The sequence below is a fragment of the Bradyrhizobium sp. 141 genome (assembly GCF_023074055.1).
Taxonomy (GTDB): domain Bacteria; phylum Pseudomonadota; class Alphaproteobacteria; order Rhizobiales; family Xanthobacteraceae; genus Bradyrhizobium.
The window spans coordinates 39,369-59,806 of sequence record NZ_JADPKR010000070.1; the positions used below are offsets into that span (position 1 = coordinate 39,369).

Annotated in this window: 18 protein-coding genes and 1 pseudogene; 7 read left to right on the top strand and 12 right to left on the bottom strand. The window is 60.9% G+C overall.

Annotation, left to right across the window (positions count from 1 at the left end; genetic code table 11):
- The 7 genes from IVA81_RS19415 to IVA81_RS19445 all read right to left on the bottom strand — a co-directional run bounded on the left by IVA81_RS19415 (position 1) and on the right by IVA81_RS19445 (position 6,583).
- Positions 1–1,233 carry an exonuclease SbcCD subunit D gene (locus IVA81_RS19415; protein ID WP_247320956.1) on the bottom strand — a complete coding sequence of 411 codons (1,233 nt, stop codon included), beginning with the start codon at positions 1,231–1,233 and terminating at the stop codon, positions 1–3.
- Positions 1,230–1,412: a hypothetical protein gene (locus IVA81_RS19420; protein ID WP_247320958.1), complete on the bottom strand. Its 183-nt coding sequence runs from the start codon at positions 1,410–1,412 to the stop codon at positions 1,230–1,232. Before IVA81_RS19420 ends, IVA81_RS19415 begins: the two co-directional genes overlap by 4 nt.
- A 73-nt stretch (positions 1,413–1,485) precedes the next feature.
- On the bottom strand, positions 1,486–2,406 hold the full coding sequence (locus IVA81_RS19425) for a nucleotidyl transferase AbiEii/AbiGii toxin family protein (protein WP_247320960.1): 921 nt from the start codon (positions 2,404–2,406) through the stop codon (positions 1,486–1,488).
- On the bottom strand, positions 2,396–3,016 hold the full coding sequence (locus tag IVA81_RS19430) for a type IV toxin-antitoxin system AbiEi family antitoxin domain-containing protein (protein ID WP_247320962.1): 621 nt from the start codon (positions 3,014–3,016) through the stop codon (positions 2,396–2,398). The genes IVA81_RS19425 and IVA81_RS19430 overlap by 11 nt, the downstream gene beginning before the upstream one ends.
- A gap of 209 nt (positions 3,017–3,225) precedes the next feature.
- A complete protein-coding gene (locus IVA81_RS19435; protein WP_247320964.1) occupies positions 3,226–3,921 on the bottom strand; it encodes a DCL family protein in 696 nt (231 codons plus the stop codon).
- A 21-nt stretch (positions 3,922–3,942) separates the two neighbouring features.
- Positions 3,943–6,426, bottom strand: a complete 2,484-nt coding sequence (locus IVA81_RS19440; RefSeq protein WP_247320966.1) for an AAA family ATPase — start codon at positions 6,424–6,426, stop codon at positions 3,943–3,945.
- Positions 6,419–6,583, bottom strand: coding sequence for a hypothetical protein (locus IVA81_RS19445; RefSeq protein ID WP_247320968.1), 165 nt, complete (start codon positions 6,581–6,583; stop codon positions 6,419–6,421). The genes IVA81_RS19440 and IVA81_RS19445 overlap by 8 nt, the downstream gene beginning before the upstream one ends.
- Before the next feature lie 560 nt (positions 6,584–7,143).
- Here IVA81_RS19445 and IVA81_RS19450 point away from each other — a divergent pair.
- The 5 genes and pseudogenes from IVA81_RS19450 (at position 7,144) to IVA81_RS19470 (ending at position 11,508) form a co-directional block, all read left to right on the top strand.
- A complete protein-coding gene (locus IVA81_RS19450; RefSeq protein ID WP_247320970.1) occupies positions 7,144–7,317 on the top strand; it encodes a hypothetical protein in 174 nt (57 codons plus the stop codon).
- Positions 7,314–8,016 (top strand): annotated as a pseudogene (locus IVA81_RS19455) (DUF6602 domain-containing protein); the annotation flags it as partial. The gene IVA81_RS19450 and the pseudogene IVA81_RS19455, both read left to right, overlap by 4 nt.
- A 1,628-nt stretch (positions 8,017–9,644) precedes the next feature.
- Positions 9,645–10,667, top strand: coding sequence for a DEAD/DEAH box helicase family protein (locus IVA81_RS19460; protein WP_247320972.1), 1,023 nt, complete (start codon positions 9,645–9,647; stop codon positions 10,665–10,667).
- 107 nt (positions 10,668–10,774) lie between these two features.
- Positions 10,775–11,221: a helicase-related protein gene (locus IVA81_RS19465; protein ID WP_346659404.1), complete on the top strand. Its 447-nt coding sequence runs from the start codon at positions 10,775–10,777 to the stop codon at positions 11,219–11,221.
- Positions 11,221–11,508: a hypothetical protein gene (locus tag IVA81_RS19470; protein ID WP_247320976.1), complete on the top strand. Its 288-nt coding sequence runs from the start codon at positions 11,221–11,223 to the stop codon at positions 11,506–11,508. The genes IVA81_RS19465 and IVA81_RS19470 overlap by 1 nt, the downstream gene beginning before the upstream one ends.
- 8 nt (positions 11,509–11,516) lie before the next feature.
- Here the strand turns inward: IVA81_RS19470 and IVA81_RS19475 are convergent, their stop codons facing one another.
- The 4 genes from IVA81_RS19475 to IVA81_RS19490 form a co-directional block, all read right to left on the bottom strand.
- Positions 11,517–12,443: a branched-chain amino acid ABC transporter permease gene (locus IVA81_RS19475; protein WP_247320978.1), complete on the bottom strand. Its 927-nt coding sequence runs from the start codon at positions 12,441–12,443 to the stop codon at positions 11,517–11,519.
- Positions 12,444–12,482: 39 nt separating this feature from the next.
- On the bottom strand, positions 12,483–13,649 hold the full coding sequence (locus IVA81_RS19480; protein WP_247320980.1) for a branched-chain amino acid ABC transporter substrate-binding protein: 1,167 nt from the start codon (positions 13,647–13,649) through the stop codon (positions 12,483–12,485).
- Positions 13,650–14,047: 398 nt separating this feature from the next.
- Complete coding sequence (locus tag IVA81_RS19485; protein WP_247320982.1) at positions 14,048–15,403, bottom strand: MFS transporter; 1,356 nt, start codon at positions 15,401–15,403, stop codon at positions 14,048–14,050.
- 103 nt (positions 15,404–15,506) lie between these two features.
- Positions 15,507–16,496: a nitronate monooxygenase gene (locus IVA81_RS19490; protein WP_247320984.1), complete on the bottom strand. Its 990-nt coding sequence runs from the start codon at positions 16,494–16,496 to the stop codon at positions 15,507–15,509.
- 114 nt (positions 16,497–16,610) lie between these two features.
- Here IVA81_RS19490 and IVA81_RS19495 point away from each other — a divergent pair, with 114 nt between their 5' ends.
- Positions 16,611–17,558: a LysR family transcriptional regulator gene (locus IVA81_RS19495; RefSeq protein ID WP_247320987.1), complete on the top strand. Its 948-nt coding sequence runs from the start codon at positions 16,611–16,613 to the stop codon at positions 17,556–17,558.
- Here IVA81_RS19495 and IVA81_RS19500 read toward each other — a convergent pair.
- Complete coding sequence (locus IVA81_RS19500) at positions 17,524–18,411, bottom strand: LysR family transcriptional regulator (protein ID WP_247320989.1); 888 nt, start codon at positions 18,409–18,411, stop codon at positions 17,524–17,526. The genes IVA81_RS19495 and IVA81_RS19500 overlap by 35 nt on opposite strands.
- Before the next feature lie 106 nt (positions 18,412–18,517).
- Here IVA81_RS19500 and IVA81_RS19505 point away from each other — a divergent pair, with 106 nt between their 5' ends.
- Entirely contained in the window at positions 18,518–20,017 is a 1,500-nt protein-coding gene (locus IVA81_RS19505; protein ID WP_247320991.1) for a CoA-acylating methylmalonate-semialdehyde dehydrogenase, read from the top strand.
- Positions 20,018–20,438: the final 421 nt, after the last annotated feature.

Sequence of the window (20,438 nt, forward strand, 5' to 3'; positions counted from 1 at the left end):
CTATGCCTCCGCCCGTGCCCGGTGGAAGACATCTAGATGCGCGGCACCCGGGGCCACGCCGAAGGCGCGTTCGAATGCAAGCTTGAACAGATCCTCGGGATCTCTTTCCGCTAGCCGGATCATAGGATCGGCGAGGGTCACGTCATTTAACGCCCCGGGGATTGCCGCGACACGGGTATCGACGATGCGCACCGGAAAGCTCTCGGCGATGCGGTCGACCTCCTCTCTGAACCCAGGCGATAGCCCTTCGCGGGCAAGCCTAACCTGGACGAATGGCCGTTCATGAACCGGCAGGTCCGATGAGAGGTCCATTGCTGTCAGATGATCGCCAAACTCGCTCAACCGCATGTCGCCCGCTTCAGGAAGGCGGACGAAGGGGACTGGCCGGTCAATCGAGATATGTTCGGATAGAACCGTTGTGCCGTCGAGGCTCGCAAGAGTGACCCCATGTGTGTAAGGCAACTCCGTCGCCGACAAAGGGATCAGTGAACCAGAATAGCGGACGGTATCACGACCGATAGCCTGAGCCTTATGCAAGTGGCCAAGCGCCACGTAGCTTGCTTCCGCCGGGAACACGTCGTGCGGCACGGCATGCTGGCCACCGACCAGAATTCTTCGCTCCGCGCCTTCCGACTCGATGCCGCCCGCGACGTGGAGGTGTCCCGTTAGAACGAACGGTAGACCATCTATCGGTCCCCGTAACGTATCGACCAATTCGGCATAGAGGCTCCGCACGCCGGCGATGACGGGCGAGCCTGCTTCATCATCCAGCCGCGTCAAGTTCGGAAGGCAGGCTGCGGTTGGGTAGGAGACTGCAAGCACATGAGCAGCCACCGAACCGCTTGTGTCAGCGATAGGAACGAGATGACGTGCGGCCTCGACCCGCCCTTCACGCCGCCGCACATTGCCCACGACGCGGATGTTGAATGCCTCCAACAGAGGCCGCGGCGCTTCCAACCGACCAGCTGCATCATGGTTGCCGGCAGCGATCACCATAGCCATGCGCGGATACGCGCGGCTCAGGCGCACGAGCGTATTATAGAAGAGCTGCTGCGCTTCCCCGGAGGGATTTTGGCTGTCAAACACGTCGCCGGCGATGACGAGAGCATCGACATCCCGCTCTACGACGATCTCTTCGAGCCGCTCAAACACTTTGCGGTGCTCATGCTCTCGAGAGAACCCGCGTAAAGTTTGACCGATATGCCAATCAGCCGTGTGCAGAATACGGATCATTCTTCCTCCAGCAGTCGCGCCGGAGCAGCACCCGACCATGCTTTCGAAACTGCATCCCAATCGACGCTCCGCTCTTGGGCCAGCGTCCAAACGTTCCAGAAATCTGGATCTGCCGACTGTGGCCACTGCGCATCAGGCAATTCGTCCACCTCCACGCGATAAAAGTGCTTCTTATCCATACGTCCCCCAACCGCGATCACGGCTCTTCTTCGTCAATCGCGCCATGCGGAACGGAGGAATTCTATCGTCCCGCTACGCCTCATCGATTGCTGCTCCCGGCGACCACGGCCCGCTCGGCGGCCAAATTCGTTCTTCCTCCAAGCCGACGACCAGCGGCATCAAGAAGAGGCGAAGATCGGCGACGGCAATGGCGAAAACGTCTGGTGCTGCTGCCATACGGTCGCGGCCTAGGAAGGCGCGCCACTGAGCGGCCGATGCTTCTGCAAATTCATCGGTCAGACCCACCGGCACAACGGATGGGAGGACCGTTCCGCGTCTTTCGAAGGTCCGCTGAATTGCCTCGACAAGGGCAGCCCGGCGAAGCTCGAATGTTCGGGAGATCACCCAAAGATCATAGAAATCCTTGAGCCGGCTATTGGCCACGCCGAGCGTTACAAGCGCTTCGAATTTCTCGGCCACCACCGTTTCGACCGGATATGCGCGAAGGTGCGGCGTTGGGGCGTCCAGCAGGGTGGGATAGTCGATCTCGACCGCCGCGGGTGTAATGGCATCGCCGAAACCAATGTCGACCTGGATCGGAATACGCGCGCCGGCGATGGTTGCCGTTGTGCGGACCCGCACGCCACCATATTCCACCTCCTCACGGATCGGGGCCGCCATCAGCGCGGCGACATCGAACGCCACCCCGTCGTCGGCGACGGGTTGCGCACAAATGGCCCGGAAGGTTTCGGCAATGGCCTCGGCGTCGCTGTCGCCATTGCCAAGCAGGTCCAGATCGCGCGTAGGCCGAAACGGATCGGCGACCCAGGTCACGAAGAGCATCGCACCTTTGAGGATGAAGCGGTCGCGGTGTGGTGACACGCTCAGCCGATAGAGCAGACGCTCAAGCGCATAGCGCGTCAGCAGAATCTGGAAATCCGACCGTTCGGCACGTGCCCGATCGAGGAGTCGCGCTCGCACTGATGCGCCGATGTTGCGCGGCTCACGCGCCATCGGACACCATTGCTTCGACGTAAGGGCGCATGACCGACCAGACCCGCGCCTTGCGCGCGTAACGCCAGAGCTGATCCGGCTTGCATCGGCGACGGCGGAGACCCTCGCGCAGCCCCTCCATCGCGACGTCGAGGCCAATCTTGGTCCGGTAGCGAAAACAATCGACAATTGTCTTCGCCGGATTCGTGATGGGAACGTCAACATTCTCGATGCGGTGACGCTCAACTCCTTCGGTCAGAGCCGATCCAGTGAAGCGCACAAATCGAATAGCGGGATAATCGATCTTGGGCCGCCAGGCGACACGGTCGATCGCCATCCATACAGCCGATGGCATCTGCAACGTCAGTTCGTGGTATTGGAGGGCTGAGGTCAGGCAGACTACACCCTTTGGAACCAGAACCGCCGCCTCAGCCAGTGTATGAGCAGCCTCGACGTGGGCGTCCGGGAGTTGGTAGAGGCCACGTGCCGGGCGGACGACTACCTCCTCCCTGACAAGACGGGCCAGTGTCTCCGGGCCAATGCCTTCGGCGACGAAGTCCTTCAGCCGGAGCATTCCCCGGGTCTTCAGGAGATCGAGCGCACGAAGCCGCTGGCCGCTGGTGGATGGCATGGACGGTGACGTTTCCTCTGACCAAGAAATATATAGCAGAGGTTTTATCACAAATCGTTGGCTTGGAAATCCCCAAGTTTCGCCCATTACCGTCCTTCTCGAAGCTTGGCCGAGAAGTGCTGGGCGACACCGTCGTCGCCCGACCTCGTATTTTCTCAGTGCACCGATGAGACAAGAAACCGCGGCGAAACTCTCGTGGCCGGTAGTGGCTATCCTGTCAGCGTGATCCGACCGTCCTTCAGCCGATGCCGACTGGCTTGGGCCAAATTGACCGTATTCCGCACAAAATCGAGCCGCGCGATCCCAGCGTGGTAGGCTCGGAACGCCTCGCTCAAGGCGTCATCCGTCACCTCAGGCGAGACTTGATCATCCTTGCCTGTCGTGAGCGGCACATCATCGAGCGACAGGCCGCGCCCGCAGAGAAACGTCGTCACGATGACCTCGAAGGTCATTGGCGGACGGTGATCCATATGCGCCTCGTCCCGCGCGATGCGTTCGCCCGTAACGGCACAGGAAACCAGACCGTCAGAACCGCTACGGATAGCGAAGAAATTATCGCGGACCTTGTAGAGATCGAAGCGCACCGTACGTCGAAAGGCTTGGGCGACCTCCTGCTTACGGCTTGGTGGTCGCTGGGAGATGCAGTGTGGATAGGAGAAATCCGTGCCGCTGCCATCCCCGCAGATGATCCGGAAGCATTGCGTCCCATGCTCGGTCATCATGACTTGGAAATGGCTGACGCCACAGCCCACCTTGGCGACATATTCAGTGTGGCGTTCGAGAAGGGCCGAACGTCGAGGCTCCTCGTCACTCACCCGCTCACCGGGCCGGTAGCGGTTAAGCATGGCCTTGAAGAAAGCCGTGGCGTCGCCTTGCTTTTCGAAGCTGCGCGTCGCCAGCTCCACGGGTTTTGAACGCCCTCCCATTCAAGCCACCCCTGCCTGTGCTACCGCAAACTCGAACTGCGCCTCGCAACCATCATGCGCGCATACTGGCTTTTTGAGAGTAAAAGGCCTTTGGAACTTTCTCCGGCTGCACTTCTTGCAGGCGAACTGGCTGCGGAAAGCCTTGAACTCCTCCCAGCGCGCCTTCTCGTCGCCTATCGAGCCGTCGCCATAAAGCCCGTCCTGGAAGTGACTGCCAAAATTCTCGATCTCGCCCTTCACCAAGCTGTCGAGGAAGCGGTTGTTGACCCCCGGCACCAGCGCAGGCGCGAGCTTGGCATCCTTGAGCAGGCCGGCAAGCGCAGAGGCCAACTCGCTGCGTTCGTAAGAATAGGCCCTCTCCAGCGGCCGGATCCGCACGCTGACCCCGAAATCCCGACAGACGCCGAGAAGCCATTCTTCCTCGGCTTGGCGCATCTCGTTGGCCGCCGACTGGCCCGCAGCCCAACGCGCCTCGATCATCTCGTCGCTGACCTTGTGGTCGGCGAAACGCGGCCCGTAGGCCGGATCGAGGCCAATGATCCGGGTGAAGTGCCACACCTTTGCCTCGAGCTGGTCCTTCAAATAGTTGAAGAACCGCTCGTCGTGGGTGGCAATCAGGATTTGGCTGCCACCGAACATGGTGGCGATGAGCCCTGCAATGGTGCGCCGATGATCGGCATCGTAGGAGGTAACGATGTCATCCAGCGCGATGATGGGCGCGCCGACGTTAAACTGCTGGATCGCCGCCATCCGCAACGCCAGCGCCACCGAATGGATCTGTGAGTCGCTCAAATAGCCGCCCGGTTGCACGCCAGTGCGATTCTTGGCGAAATCGATCAGGAGGTTGAGCCGCTGCTGGTTCGTGTCGTCTTCCGCCGGCAGCTCCAACCGGATTGGCGCGGCGCCAGCGCCCTGGATCAGCTCGTAGATGTCGTTCATCGGCGTCTGAAGCTTGTCGAGCAGGGCCTGCACCTTCTTGCGGATCTCGGCCGAGATTATCGTCGCCTGCGCCGTCAAGGCGTCGGAGAGTTTCCCCCGCTGAGCTCGCGTCCGCAGGGCGAGGTCCCGCTCGCTCTGTAGCTCCAGCAACCGATCGATCTTCGTCTTGGCCCTGATATAGGTGTGGTCGCCTTGCTTCGACTCGATGTCGACGATGGCCTGATCGAGCGCAGCGAGCAGCTTGGCGATCGACGCAACGATATCGGCCGAGGCCGGCACGCCAGCCTGAGGCCAGCCGGCTATGCCGGCTTGATACGCGATGAGATCGGCTTTCAGTTCCGCTTCATCGTCGCCGACGAGGCCAATAAGCCCCGGCAACGCCGCCACCAATTGGGTATGAGCTTTGGTCGCCGCAGTCTTGGCCGCGTCGAGCACCTTCTTGGCGCCGGCATAATCGGCCAGCTCTTCCAGATGCTTGGCGATATGCCGCCGGATCGCCTCGGCGCTGCCCGCCGCCGTGTCAGCTACGGGCGTTTCACAGACCGGGCATACAGCAGGGGCCGGTGCATCTTCGGCGAAAAGCGGCTCTGCGGCTTTCCACAAAGCCTGAAACATGGTGCTCGCCGCCTTGCCGCGCTCTTCCGCTTCCTCCGCGACCGCGGCCGACAGCGCGCCCACGGCCGCATCAAAGGTCGGAATCGCGCCGCTGGCGACGGTCTCGCCGCTCTCCGCGTCCGTTACCTCCGTCCACAAGGCGGCCGCCACATTGCGGATCTGACGTAGGCCGGCAAGCCCGATCTTGTTCTCTTCGGCCTTAGCGCGCGCTTCCAGCTCGAGATAGGCCGGATCGCCAGCCGTGAGCGCCGCCAGCACTAGCGCCGCGTCGAGCGGAGCCAAGACCGACATGTTGGCGTAAGCAAGTATCGCCGCCGAATCCCAGGCTTTCACCACCTGGGCTGTCTCCCTAGCAAGCTGGGTGTCTACATGCTGCAGTGCCGTCCCGTCCTCCGAGGCCGCCTTCACCTGCGTGCGCAGCGCGCGAATATTCTTCTGCACCTCGACCAGCGGGCCGAGCTGCAGCCAATTGGCGACATCCGTGTAGCGCTGTTCGGGCGTATGAATTTCGACGAAGGTGCGCAGCGTGTGCCCGCGGATGATTGGTGGCACCGCGAAGCAGGCGTTCACAGTCGTGGCCACTGCCGGCATCGGCCGCTTCGCCCCTATCGCCGATCGGCTGCCGTTGGTGGCATCCTTGCCCGAGACGACGCCAATCGTGACCGCCGGTGCGATCTTCGCCTCCTCCGCCAGATTGTGCGCCAGTGCGACGGGGCCGGCCTGGTTGTTGATAGTGCGCTGCCCGAGCCTTTCGAGTGTGCCATCCTTGGAGAACATGAATTCCAGCGCATCGATAACACTGGACTTGCCGCTTCCGTTCGGCGCGAAGATCGCCAAACAGCGCTTCTTGCTGAAATCGAACGTCTTCGATTGGAGATACGCGCGGAACCCGGAAAGTCCCAAGGACTGAAGGAAGTAAGGGTCAGCCATTGGCCACCTCCGGCTTCGGAGGATTGGCACGTTCGCCTGCGAGTTTCAGGACGGCGTCCTTGGCCTGAGCGACGGCGTTCTGCGCGGGCACCGCTTTCAGGATGTGCGTCTTCAGGATATCCGCCAAGCCGGCATCGACACCCTCCCTCTGCGTCAAGCCTTCTCCCAATGTCGCAAGAAATGCCTCGGGCGACTCTATAGGCTCTACTTCACTTTCCACGCGCTTATCCCCTATTGTCTGCTCCTGAGGCACGAGACTGCCGCAGAAAAATGGCACTTCCTTTAAATCTACTAGCTTAGGGAATTCTTTTGCGGGCGGAGACTATCCTGTACCAGGAGCCCAAAACCGCGACACGCTTCCGCTGCTGCGCTGCGCGATTCGGCTGATTCGTCTTTCTCGGAAGACCGACCAATGGTCACCCCAATCCAGACTATGGCGACCATCGCAAGCAGGAGAGCGATGAGTCTGCAACCCGTGCGATCGATCGCAGAATCTTCATGACGTAGCTCCCGGCTGCCCGACATTGGCCGATGAAGAGAGAATCAGCGACTTTGTCGGAGAATAGGCCGTGTGCTGATTCGGTGCACGTCGCGCACTCGCGTAATGATGCACGATAACTGCGCCACAGCGGGTGTGCGGGTCGAAATCATGCGTCGGGTGAGCTCGCGGTCATCAAGGCGCTTGAGACCGCCTGGCTGTCGCCGCTTGCCGACAACATGCGAACGGTGTTCGCCTATCTGCGCGACAACATCTCCTCGGCGAAGTTTGTCGACCCCTCCAACACCAACAACATAATTTCGGACGATCTCACCGTTGCCGAGAAGCAGGCGATCAAGAAGGCGGCCACGCCGGTGCTCGCGGCGCCCTATTGGCGGGATATCGTCGTATGAGCGTCTGGTCGCTCGAAAAGCTCCTGGCCGGCCTTCACGGGGAGATTTCGCTGCGGCTTGAGCGCAGCCGTTCCGCGCTTGGCCATCCCGGTCGCTAAGGGCGATGCCACCGAGGGTATCTGGATTGAGTTGCTGAAAAACTATCTGCCGGAACGCTATCGCGTCGACAGGGCTTTCGTCATCGACAGCACCGATACTGCAAGCCAGCAAATCGATATCGTCATATACGATCACTAGTATACCCCGCTCATTTTCAAGCAAGACGGCACGCTGGTGATCCCGGCCGAAAGCGTCTACGCCGTCTTCGAAGCCAAGCAGTCAATCGATGCGCCTCAGGTCGAATACGCCGCGCACAAAATCGCGAGCGTCCGGGCCCTACACCGGACGAGCCTGCCGATACCCTCGGCCAGCGGCTTGCAACCGGCCAAGACACCCGGAGTCATTCTTGGCGGCCTGCTCACACTCGACAGCGAGTGGAATCCCCCACTGGGCGATCCGCTGCTAAAGGCGCTGACGGCAGCTGATGCGCTCGCGTCCCTGGATTTGGGATGCGTGGCCGCGCACGGGATCTTTATGAAGCCAAATCGCGGCCACATGATCGAAGCTGACAAACGCGCGGCAACGGCGTTCTTGTTGGAGCTGATCGCGATGTTGCAGACCATCGCGACAGTGCCGATGATCGATGTGCGGGCCTCCGGCGGCCTTGGACAGATAGAGTTCAACCGACTGGAGCAGGTCGATGACGTCGGCGGGTCCCATAAAATCGAAGAGGACAGCCCCGCCAAGGCCGGGCGTGATTTCGTAGGTGACGCCAGCAGGGCTGTTCGCTGTCGCATCGCGATTGTGCGCCGGATACTGCACCAAACGATGCTGACCATCTCTCGTAATGTTAAAGCGGTTACCGTGAGCAACACCGTTGCGGAGGTGGTACACCAGTTCCAAAATCGGTGCTCGGTCGAAATACTTGTGCGCCGACAACTCGTCGCCCAGGGTGAGCAGCGCGCCCATGGCCCACGACCTCAATATCTCGCTTTGTATGCCGTGATCTTCGCGGAAGAGATCAAGATAGAAGCGTAAATCCAAAGTGTGAGATGTGCCATCCTTATGCTTTATCTCCCCGACGGGGTCCCGTCCAAATTCCTCCGCCGGCGGGAGCGAGTTTATCGACTGCGGGTTTGCGGCGACATACTGAGCGACGAGGAATGCGTAGTATCCTAGAGCCAGCTGGCCAGCCGTTCGACTGACTGCAAGCATGTCAGAGGTTTTGGACGGCATATCACCCCTGCGAAGTCATACTAGAGCCGGGATCTCGGAAGAGTCCCCGACCAGCTAGCGGCAAGCTGCTGCGACTGTCAGGCCGCTGCGTCGTTCGTCCCGCGCGACCAACCAGCTCGATCAGTCTGTCGAAGTGCTCCAAAGGCGTGTGGGCTAGGCTCGGGGCTGCTCGGCGCCCCAATGTCTGATGCGAGCTGCTGCGATCGATCGAGAGATGCAGGATGACGTGGTGGTTCGGGCAGAGCCATTCGTGCTCATGATCGGGCGCAACGAAACCAGGTCAAATTGCTCGTTCAGAGGTATGACGTGGTGTGCCTGCGTGATTGGTCCAAAACCACCGCAGACATAGCAGGCCTTGCGAGGCCCTGGCTGAAACGTCAATCGCGCGGAAGCGATCCAAGCGCTCTTCCGTGCGGAGTATTGTGCAATCAACCTCTGCTTCAAGACACTCATCCTTGCCGCCAGCATGGCGCGCCGAGATGGATTCGGAATCTCCCGGGCTCGCGCGACCCAGTCCTCGAACGTCTCGTCGGCTTGGAACGGGAAGCTGCCGGAGACCCCCTCCTTGAGCGCCACAACGAAGGCAGCGCGGGTAATCCGCTGCATGGTTGGTATCCTCCACCGGCGTGGAAGATACAGAAGTCCCGCTGATTCGATTAGGCGGGGGGCAGAAACTGAATGACGCCAGGCGACACTCTGGTTTGTCCGTTGGCGTCGGTCACCAGGATTGGTACGCCCGGGTGGTACGCCCCGCTTGGTCCGTGGACTTGCATTACCTTCGGGGCAAGCCTTTCGAGGCCTGGTCGAGCACAGCTCCCGGGCCTCTTTTCATTCTAACCCTTTGATCTTCCGTGAAACCTCCAGCGACCTCAAGGATTATATGTCCACAGCTACGCGGCGCAGTTCCCAAACTTCGCGTCTTTGTGTAGGCTTCCCCCGGGGAATCGGGAACCAGCTGAGGGGGCAGTCGTCTGACTGGCATTACTAACCGTGAGCTTGTTTAGCAAATGGACACGACCGGTCCGGCTGCCGGCGTTCCCTGAGCCCGGCTCGTGTTCGGAAAGAACACGGTCAGCCAGAAGGCCTTCCCTGGCGAGGTGGTGCAGGCCCAGTTTTTCCCATCCCAGCATCCCGGACACGACCAAATCACGACCCGCCTGGCGCCTCCGCTCGACGCATTTCTGATCCGCTTTCCGAAGGTCCACCGCGTCGAGAGCCCCTTGCCCGTCCTGACCTGCGTCGATCCCGACGATTACAAGGAATCGACGTCCCCCTTTGAACTGACTTGGGACCGGCTTGGCGCCCTGGAGACCTGGGCCGATAGCCCTGAAAAGGTGCTGGAGTCCTGGCGAAACCGCTTCATTTTCGCCGTCGAGGATCTCGACCACGGCCATCCCGGTTTGCGTCTGCCGCAGATCGGCGCCCTGCACGCCATTGCGGCGCACTTCTCAGTGGGCAAGGAGTTTGAGCCTGCGACCATTGTCCTCCCCACCGGTACGGGGAAAACCGAGACCATGCTTGCCGACCTCGTGTACCGACGCGAGCGCAAAATGCTCGTCCTGGTGCCAAGTTCGATCCTGCGAAACCAGATCGGCGCCAAGTTCTCGACCCTGGGCGTGTTGCCGGCCGCTGGCGCCATACCCGTTGAACTCGCTCGGCCGTTCGTGGCTAAGATTACGAAGGGCATCAGCACGGTGGGCCACGCCGAGGCCATCGTGAATGCATCAAACGTCATCATCGCCACTCCCGACATCCTGAAGGCATCGGCCCCCGACGCGCTGCGCCGGCTGCTGGAAGGCTGTTCGATCCTGGTCGTCGATGAAGCCCATCACATCACCGCGGCGACCTGGAGCGAGGTGCGGGAGCGCTTCACAGCGAAAAAGATCATCCAGTTCACCGCAACACCATTCCGTCGCGATGAAAGGAAGGTCGACGGCAAGATCATTTTCAATTTCAAGCTCGGCGATGCGCAGGAGACAGGCTACTACCGGCCCATCAACCTCAGGAGCGTCGAAGAGTATGGCGACCAGTCGACTCGCGATCAGAGATCGTCGCTGAAGCCGTCGCCGTCCTGAGACGCGACCGGAACGAGCTGGGCCTGGACCACCTGCTGATGGCGCGGACCCGGACCAAGGAACGCGCTGAGGAGGTGTGGAAGCATTACCGCAAGCTCGCACCGGAAATGAAGCCCGTGCTGGTCTATTCGGGCCCTGGCCGCAAGACGGGGAACGCAAAGTCGATGGCGCAGCTCTACGACCGGGGCGTAAACGGGACCAGGATCGTCGTCTGCGTCGACATGCTGGGCGAAGGCGTTGACCTTCCAAACCTGAAGATTGCGGCCTTGCACGATACGCACAAGTCCTTGGCCGTCACGCTGCAGTTCATTGGCCGCATCACCCGCAAAGGCGACGACAAGACGATCGGTGAGGCCACCGTTGTCACGCCGATCAACGGCGCAAATGCGCGCGGAACGGTGGTGTATGCACTCACTACGGCGGCCGTATATGATCCTATGACGAAGAAGGCCGCGCCTGCGAAGTTGGCGATGCCGGCGAATGCGAGCTGCAAGTTGAGCGCGATGCAGGCAGTCGAGAAGATTGCGACGGTTGCTAGCATCAGAAGCGCGTAGTGATCGGCGTGAAACAGGCCGATCAGGATCAACGCACACAGCAATGCCATGCCATTGGCAACGCCTCGATAGTCACCGCAGGTGGCGGCGATCTCGCGGCCGATCTGCGTTCGATCCGCCACTCCAAACGCCAGAATGAAGGCCGCGAGCAAGGCGAGAACTACGGGCTGGGATTCGGCGTGCATCATCAGGCCGCCGCCGGAAAACAGAAGCGCCACCACGGCTGCGACGAGGGCGCGCGGATGACGACGAATCCGCGGAACGGAGAGCGAGGGAGCCGGGCTTGAAAGGCTGCTCATGTCACACCCGGTCGCTGCGCTGTTCTGCAATCATTCCTGTCGGGAACAACGCAATCAGGATGATGATGACGGCAAAGGCCACGACATCGCGATAAGCGCTCGAGATCGGCATCGCCACCACGACCAGCGTCTGCACGCCGGCGAATAGAAATCCCCCGATAATCGGCCCCCATCAGGCTTCCAAGACCGCCCACCACGGCCGAGGCGAATCCGATGATGCCGAGCAGAACGCCAATGTTGAAGCTGATCTCGCGGTAATACAGCCCGAGCATGCAGCCGGCAAAAGCGGCGATCCCCGATCCCAATGTGAAGGTCCCCAGCACCACGCGCTGCTGGTCGATGCCTGCAAGGCGTGCAACCTCGTCATCCTGGGCCACGGCGCGGATCGAGAGCCCGAACCGGGTGCGGGTCACCAACAGATGCGTTCCCACCACCAGCAGCAGTCCGGCGCACACGATGATCACACTGTCGATACCCACACTGAAGGAGCCGGCCTTGATCATGCCGCTCGGCAACAAAGCCGGAAACGGCTTCGGGTTGCCGCCGTTGGGCACGCCAAGCCGGATGGCCTCGCGCAGCACGGTGCCGGCCATCAGGGTCGCGAGCAGCACATTGATGCTGGGGGCGCCGCGCAAGGGGATCACAAGAACCCTCCCGATCACGATGCCCGCGAGCGCCCCGGCGCCGACTGCAGCCGACAAACCGGCGAGCAAGGCCAGCGCAGGAGGCAGCGCAAAGAGAGCTCCCGAAAGGCCGGCGGCTCCCAAGGCTGAGAAACTTCCCAGCGTCACGACGTCACCGTGCGAGAACTTGATGACGTTGAGCACCCCAAAGAACAGCGAAAATCCAACGGCGATCATTGAGTAGATCACGCCCAGCATGAGGCCGTTGAATACCTGCTGCGCTACGATTCCGAGGTCCATCAATGTCTCCGCGCGCTAGGGCGACGCATGACGTCTTGGTCAGTTAAGGCGGAGTTTTCGTTTGCCGGCGGAATATTCGCTATCCGGCCAGTAGACCCATTTACCATCCTGGGCGACATAGACGTTGGCCCTCAGAATGTTCTGCCTGTGGTCGTCGAAATTGATCTCGCCGACCAGCGACTTGTATGCCTTGGTCGTATTGAGCAGGTCCTTGACCTTGGCCCGGTCGGGGCCAACCTTCTCGATCGCATCCATGATCAGATTGGCGGCGGAGTAGGCGAAGGGGCCATAGGCGTCCGGGTCCTCGCGAAAGCCCGCCTTGGCGTATGCGTCGAGAAACGCTTGGCCCTGCTCATATTTGCTGATGGGAGCGCCGTTGTGGAAGGAAATCGTTCCTTCCGCCGCGGCACCTGCGCCTTCCAGGAAGCCCGCGTTCATGATGCCGGAGACGCCCGCAAGCTGGACGGTGACACCGACCCGATCCATTTGAGCCCGCAATCGGACGCCGAGCGGCGTCAGGCCGCCCACCATGATCAGGTCCGGCTTGAGCTCCTTGATCTTGGTGAGCTCAGCCGTGAAGTCCTGCTGATCCGGGCTGACCGGAAAAGTCGCGACGATCTCGCCGCCGGCCAACTTGAGATAGTCGCTAAAATATTTGTTCTGTCCCTTGCCGTAGTCGGTGGTGTCGTGAACGACAACGTATTTCAGGAACCCCTGCTTGGTGAGGAACTCCGCTGCGAGCTTGCCTTCATTGATCATCGTCCCGTTGACGCGATGAATTTCGTGGTAGTCGTTGCCATAGGTGATCTCGGGCAGGATGGCGCCCCACACCACGACCGGCAATCCGAACCGGGCATAGGTATCAACCGTCGCGATGCCTACGGCCGAGCAATAGTGGGTCACACCGGCGATGATGCTACGATCCGATGCAGCCTTGGTTGCGACCTGGATGCCGATATTCGGCTTGCATTCGTCGTCGAAGGTGACGAGCTCGAAAGTGTACTTTGCCGAGGGATCGGCGTTTCTCAATTGCACGGCCAATTGCGTGGAGTTGCGGCCCCCGATCCCGGGAGCTGAATTCCCGCCCGACAATGGTCCAATAAACGCAAGCTTTACGGTCTCCTTGGCCAAGAGCGGAACTGTTCCGGTCGCCACCGCGACCAGCGCGCCGCATGTCAGCAGCAACAATTTGGTTATCAGCTTCATTGGCAATGCCCTCCCTCGCTCACAAAACTGTATCCATCCCGGACAGGCGAGACAGTGCGAATCTTCGCAAACGGGCGTGCGCAACGGAGCACGAGCAGGTGCATCGGCGTTGATCGCCTACGAGCGAGACAGATTGCTGCTGCTTTGAGCATCGGGCTGCCTTCGACGAAGCAGATGCGGACCGCAAAAAAACACCCCGTTGCAATCGGCAACAAGGTGACTGGGTCGCAGGACATCTGCGACAAGTCGAGGGAGGTAATCTTCGCAGTCAGGACAGCCAGGGGCTCGTCGCAGACTTCGAATTACTCCTTCATACCATCTTCACGGCAGATTCCCGCCGGGTGTTCGTGCAAAGGGTATTGCACGAACACCTAGATGGCGGTTGGCGGCTTCGCGGCTCATGCGATCTGGCGGCTGGCTGCCGGTGTCCTGCCGAATTCATTGGAAAGGTCGACCGCGACAGACTTCGGCAGGCAGAGGACATTAACCGCCGCGGTCATGAGTGCGATCGCGATCGGATAGATCAGGCCGGCGTAGATGTTGCCGGTGTAGCTGACGAGCGAGAGGCTGATCAGCGGAACGAAGCCGCCGAATATCCCGGTGCCGATGTGATAGGGAAGCGACAGCGAAGTATATCGCAGCCGCGCCGGAAAGAGCTCGACGAGAAATGCGGCATTCGGCCCGTAGACCAGCGCTACGAAGATGAGTTGCGCCAGGATAAGCGCCGTGACGACCACGTAATTGTGCGCAGCCGTGGCGCTTGCAATCCCCATGTAGATGGGGACGTAGAGCGCGGCGGCGAGCAGCAGTCCGGTGACGATCAGCGGGCGGCGTCCGATGCGGTCTGACAAGGCCCCGCTCACGACAATTAGGGGCGTGCCAATGGCTAGAGCAACGGCGACGCAGACATTCGCCGTCAGGAAGTCCACCTTGAGAACGCTCTGCAGGAAATACAGCGCGTAGAATTGCCCGGTGTACCACACGCATCCCAGACCCGCCGTCGCGCCGAAGAGAGCATAGAGCGCATAACCCAATCCTTGTCTCGTGCCGAAACTTTCGCGAACCGGCGCGCGCGAGACCTTGCCGGCCTGACGTATCTGCTCGAAAACCGGCGACTCGCTCAGCTTGAGCCGAAGATAGATCGAAATCACGACGAGAATTGCAGATAGCAAGAACGGGATACGCCAGCCCCGAGCACGGAAAGCGTCCTCCCCGAGCGATAGCCGACACGTCAGCACGACCAGAATCGCAACAAAGAAGCCCAAGGTGGCGGTGGTCTGGATGAAGCTAGTGAAGAAGCCTCGACGGTTAGCCGGTGCATGCTCAGCCACATAGATGGCAGCGCCACCGTACTCGCCGCCGATGGCCAAGCCCTGTACCAAACGGAGCACGACCAGCGCGACAGGTGCAGCGAAGCCGATATTTTCATATGTCGGCAAAAGACCGACCGCGGTTGTCGAAATTCCCATTAAGATAAGTGTCAGCAGAAACGTGTGCTTGCGTCCCAATCGGTCGCCAAGACTGCCGAACAGGATGGCACCGAACGGCCGGATGACAAATCCGGTCGCAAAGGTTGCAACACTGATCAGGACGGCGGCGGTGGGATCATTGGCGGGATAGAAAAGGGTCGAAAAGAACACGGCAAGGCTTCCATAGAGATAGAAGTCATACCACTCGATAATCGTGCCCGCACTCGAGGCAAGCACCACCGTCCAGATTCCCTGGTTCGGGACGTCCGCTTTAGGTTCGCTCATCATATCTCTCCTTCGGCCTTGTTAGGCACGTGTTTTCCCGGGCGCGTGCGCCGCAGCGCACGCGCCTTTTCCACCCGGCAATACGTTGAAAGTTGCGGACCCGTTAGGCCGCAATAGAATTTCGCGTCGGCGCGTAGCGCGCAAGACATGCGCTTGCTTCTGCTGAAATGCGCTTCACCAGCTCACCGGCGGTTGGAATGTCGTTGATGAGGCCGATTGCTTCTCCGACCGTGACATTGGCGGTATCGTAGTCGCCGGAGGCCCACGCCTTCTCGACGCGCTGCAGCTCGGCTTCTTGCAGTGTGCGCAGCTCGTCTTCCCGGCCATGCCACCTTTCGATGAAGCCGTTCTTCATCAGGCGCCCAGTGTACTCCGAGGGCCAAGCCTTCTTGCGGACAACGTCGTAGACACGCGTCCGGATCGTTTCATCGCCGGTGGCTGCCAGCACCTTTTCCTTGGCGTTGCGATGAATGACCGATTCTTGCGTGGCCCAAAACCGCGATCCGATCAAAGCACCGTCGGCACCTAGCATTAGCGCGGCGGCGAGACCGCGCCCGTCAGCAATGCCTCCGGCGGCAAGAAGGAGAACGCGCGGCGCTCGTTGCGCGATCATATCGGCGACTGCAGGAACGAACGGCATCGTCGAGCGCGCCGTGAGTCCGTGGCCGCCGGCCTCCGTACCTTGTGCGATGATAACGTCCGCGCCGACATCGATCGCCCGCTGGGCATGCTCGAGCGTATGCACCTGACAGATCAGCGGGATGCCGGCCTGCTTCACTTTCGGGGCATATGGCGCAGGATCCGAAAACGACAGCATGATCGCTTTCTTGTGCCGCTCCAGAGCGAGATCGAGCAGACCCGGATCATTCGCCAGCGCCCAGGTGATGAATCCACAGCCGACGTCCGGGCGGCTCACCTTTGCGGACTGTTCTTCGAACCAGGCGCGGTTGGCATAACCGCCGCCAAGAAGGCCCAGAGCACCTGCCGCGGAAACCGCGGAGGCCAGCTCGCCGCCGGAGGCCGGATCCATCGGCGCCAGCACAATCGGGTGCTCGAGCCCAAAAAATTCGGTCAATCTCGTCTTGATAGCCATGTCTCTTCCTCTCCTAGGCTCATTCCCGTCTTGGATGCTGGGAAGCTAGAATAGCTATTGACAACATAAAAGTGATTATTATTGATCAGGGTCATCATTCCGGGAGATGACCATATGGACAGCACGGATCTGAATTTCTTTTCCGCGGTCGCCATGGCCGGCGGAATCGGCCGCGCCGCCCACGATCTCCACACCGTCCAATCGAACGTGACCCAGCGAGTTAGAGCGCTGGAGAACCAGCTCGGCGTCCGACTTTTTGATCGATCCAAGAAAGGCGTCACGCTCACCTCCATGGGCAACAGGCTGCTTCCTTACGCCAAGCGCATCAGCGATCTGTTGGCCGAGGCGCATTGCGCAGTGAAGGACGAGGCGTGGCCGGGCGGCGAGCTGCGCATTGGCTCGATGGAGACGACGGCGGCGTTACGCCTACCACCGTTGCTCACCCATTACGGCATCGCTTATCCCGATGTTGACGTCCAAATCGAGACGGGCCCGACCGCAGCGCTGGTCGACTGCGTATTGTCTCGGAAGCTTGATGGAGCTTTTGTCTCTGCACCGGTCACGCACGGTGAACTGACCTGCACACCGATCGTGGAGGAGGAGCTGGTGCTGATCACGCCGCCGATGGTGACGTCCCCCCAACACCTCAGCAAATTCCTGACTTCGGGAAGCGGCCGGAAGGTGATCGTGTTTCGCGCCGGTTGCTCCTATCGACAGCGTCTGTCGGAATATCTTGCGCATCGTGGTTTCGTCGACCTGCGCTGGATGGAAATGGGAACGCTCGACGGAATCATCGGTTGTGTGGCGGCTTCGGTCGGGCTGTCGTTGGTGCCGCGCGTCGTCGCTGATTCTGCCGAACGACAGGGCTTGATCCACCTGCATTCGCTGCCGAACGGGACCGGCAGGGCCACCACGGTTTTCGTTCATCGCAAGGACGCATTCGTGTCCTCCGCGCTGCGGGCGTTCATGGAATGCGCCGGATCGGGAACAATCCAAACAGCCCCGCCCGAGCAACCGGCAGTGGCGCTCAAGCAGCCTCGAAAGACGACCTCGCCGCCTTGACTGATGCCACGATGAAGCGATGCACTTCCGCAACGCGCCGCGTTTCGTGCGTATCGGGATGTGACGTTAGCCAGTAATTCCGCACGAAACGGATGTCGGGAAGCAGACGCCGCAATTCGGGATAGCGCTGGGCCACGTAATCATGAAGGATTCCGACGCCGTGTCCACCGCGAACAGCCTCCATCTGCGCAACGACGCTGCCGCATTCATAGCGTCGCGACATGAGCCGGCCGAGCACTGAGGCATAGTCCAATGCCCTGCTGTAGACGAAATCCTCGACCTGGGTGACGAACAGGCGGCCGGCAAGATCGGCCTGCGTCTTGATGGGACCCTCGCGCGCCAGATAGGCATCAGCAGCATAGACACTGAGCGTGTAGTCGGTGAGCTTGGACAGGATCAGCTTGCCCTGCTTGGGCCGGTCCAGCGTGATCGCAACGTCAGCCTCGCGCCTTGACAGTGAGAATGTACGCGGAAGCGGCACGAGTTGAATGACAAGGCCCGGGTGCTTCGCTGCCAGCGCGCCCAGCCGATCGGCCAGGAAGTAGTTGCCAAGCCCGTCCGGCGCCCCCACGCGCACCGTTCCGGTGAGGGCCTCGGCGGCGCCTCCAATGCTCGATCCCACTTTGAGGAATTCGCTCTCTGCGCGCTCGGCAGCCGCGACAAGCGCCTCGCCCGCCGCCGTCAGCGTGCAGCCTGTAGTGTGTCGTTCGAGCAGTTTGGCATTCAAGCCACTCTCCAGCGCGGTCAGTTGCCGGGCGACCGTTGCATGGTTCAGTCGTAGGCTTTTCGAGGCCTTCAGAATCTGGCCGGCACGCGCCACCTCCAGGAATATCCGAACGCGCTCCCAATCCATTGACTACACTTTCTGCACAACGGAGCCGCGAATTCGGCCGTTGATGCCGCATTTTTATGCGCTGCATATCTGGCTCGATCAAGCATCATGTTAGGGAGAGCAGCCAATGCCCGTGACTATTCTGAACTTCATCAATGGCGAGTTGGTGCCGAACCGGGGCCCTCGCACCGCGCCGGTTTACAATCCCGCGACCGGCGAGCAATCGGCAACGCTCGGACTTGCCACGGCGCAAGACGTGAGGTCGGCCGCCGCGGCGGCCCGCAAGGCCTTTCCGGCCTGGGCGAACACACCGCCACTGCGGCGTGCGCGTATTCTCAATCGTTTCCTGCGGATCATGGAGGATCGAATCGATGAACTTGCCCAAGTGATCACCGCCGAACACGGCAAGGTGCTCTCGGACGCGAAGGGCGAGATCCAACGCGGCATGGAGGTGGTGGAGTTCGCGACCGGCGCGCCGCAACTGCTCAAGGGAGAGATTAGCGAGAATGTCGGCACCCGTGTCGACAGCCATTCGCTGCGTCAGCCGCTCGGGGTGGTTGCTGGCATCACGCCATTCAATTTTCCGGCGATGGTCCCGATGTGGATGTTCCCGGTTGCGCTGGCCTGCGGCAATACGTTTATCCTCAAGCCCTCGGAGCGCGATCCCTCGGCCTCGCTCGTGCTTGCGCAGTGGCTGAAGGAGGCCGGGCTGCCCGACGGCGTGTTCAACGTCGTGCATGGCGACAAGGAAGCGGTGGATGCCATTCTAACCGATCCCGACATCGTCGCGGTCAGCTTCGTCGGCTCGACGCCGATTGCGCGATACATCTATGAGACGGCGACCAGCCACGGCAAGCGCTGCCAGGCGCTGGGCGGCGCCAAGAACCACATGATCGTGATGCCTGACGCCGACATGGACCAGGCGGTCGACGCTCTCATGGGCGCGGCTTATGGCTCCGCCGGCGAGCGCTGCATGGCAATCTCGGTAGCCGTTCCGATCGGAGACACGACCGCCGACCGTCTGATCGAAAAGCTGGCGCCCAAGGTCCGCGCGCTTAACATTGGTCCCGGTACCGACCCCGATGCCGAGATGGGCCCGCTGGTGACGAAGCAGCACCTCGACAAGGTCCGAGGCTATATTGACGCCGGCGTTGACGAAGGCGCGAAGCTGATTGTGGACGGGCGCGATTTCCATCGCCAGGGCTACGAGAAGGGCTACTTCATCGGCGGCAGCCTGTTTGATGGCGTGACCACGGACATGAAGATCTATCGCGAAGAGATCTTCGGACCGGTGCTCGTGGTAGCTCGGGCCAAGTCCTATGACGATGCGGCCGACATGATTAACCAGCACGAGTTCGGCAACGGCACTGCAATCTTCACTAGGGACGGCGACGCGGCGCGTGAGTTCGCGCATCAGATCCAGGTCGGCATGGTGGGCATCAACGTACCGATCCCGGTGCCGATGGCATTCCATTCGTTCGGTGGATGGAAAGCCTCTCTGTTCGGCGACCATCACATGCATGGCCCCGAGGGCGTTCGCTTCTATACCAAGCTGAAAACGATCACGACCCGTTGGCCGACCGGCATCCGGGCAGGCGCCGAGTTCGTGATGCCGACGATGTCCTGATCTTCTCCAAATGGAAGGCCGTGGCAGCTCCACGGCCTTCTCAACCCGCCAGTTGGCGTGGTCCTCAAATGGTGAACTCTTGCAATCGCCGCCAGAGAGGTGAATTCGGCCGATCAATCCGTGAATATCGCCCTAGAATCGTCGGACCGGACTCAGATTTGCCCTGTCGATCTCCATCGGCGGCTCGAGGTTGTCATGCTCGCTCTCCTCAGCTCCATTGGGTCACTGGGAACGCTCACCTCTCGGCCAAGCTCCCGTGGTGAGCGCCCTCGGAGAATATTCGACCACCTCTCCGATGAGAGGGATCGCCGCAGCCCGCACTCTCCGGGCAGCTGTGACATGAAGCCGCCAGGCGCGTTCGGCATCCTTGAAGCCCTGAATCGATGGATCATTCCAGAGCAACTCGATCGTCCCCTGCAGC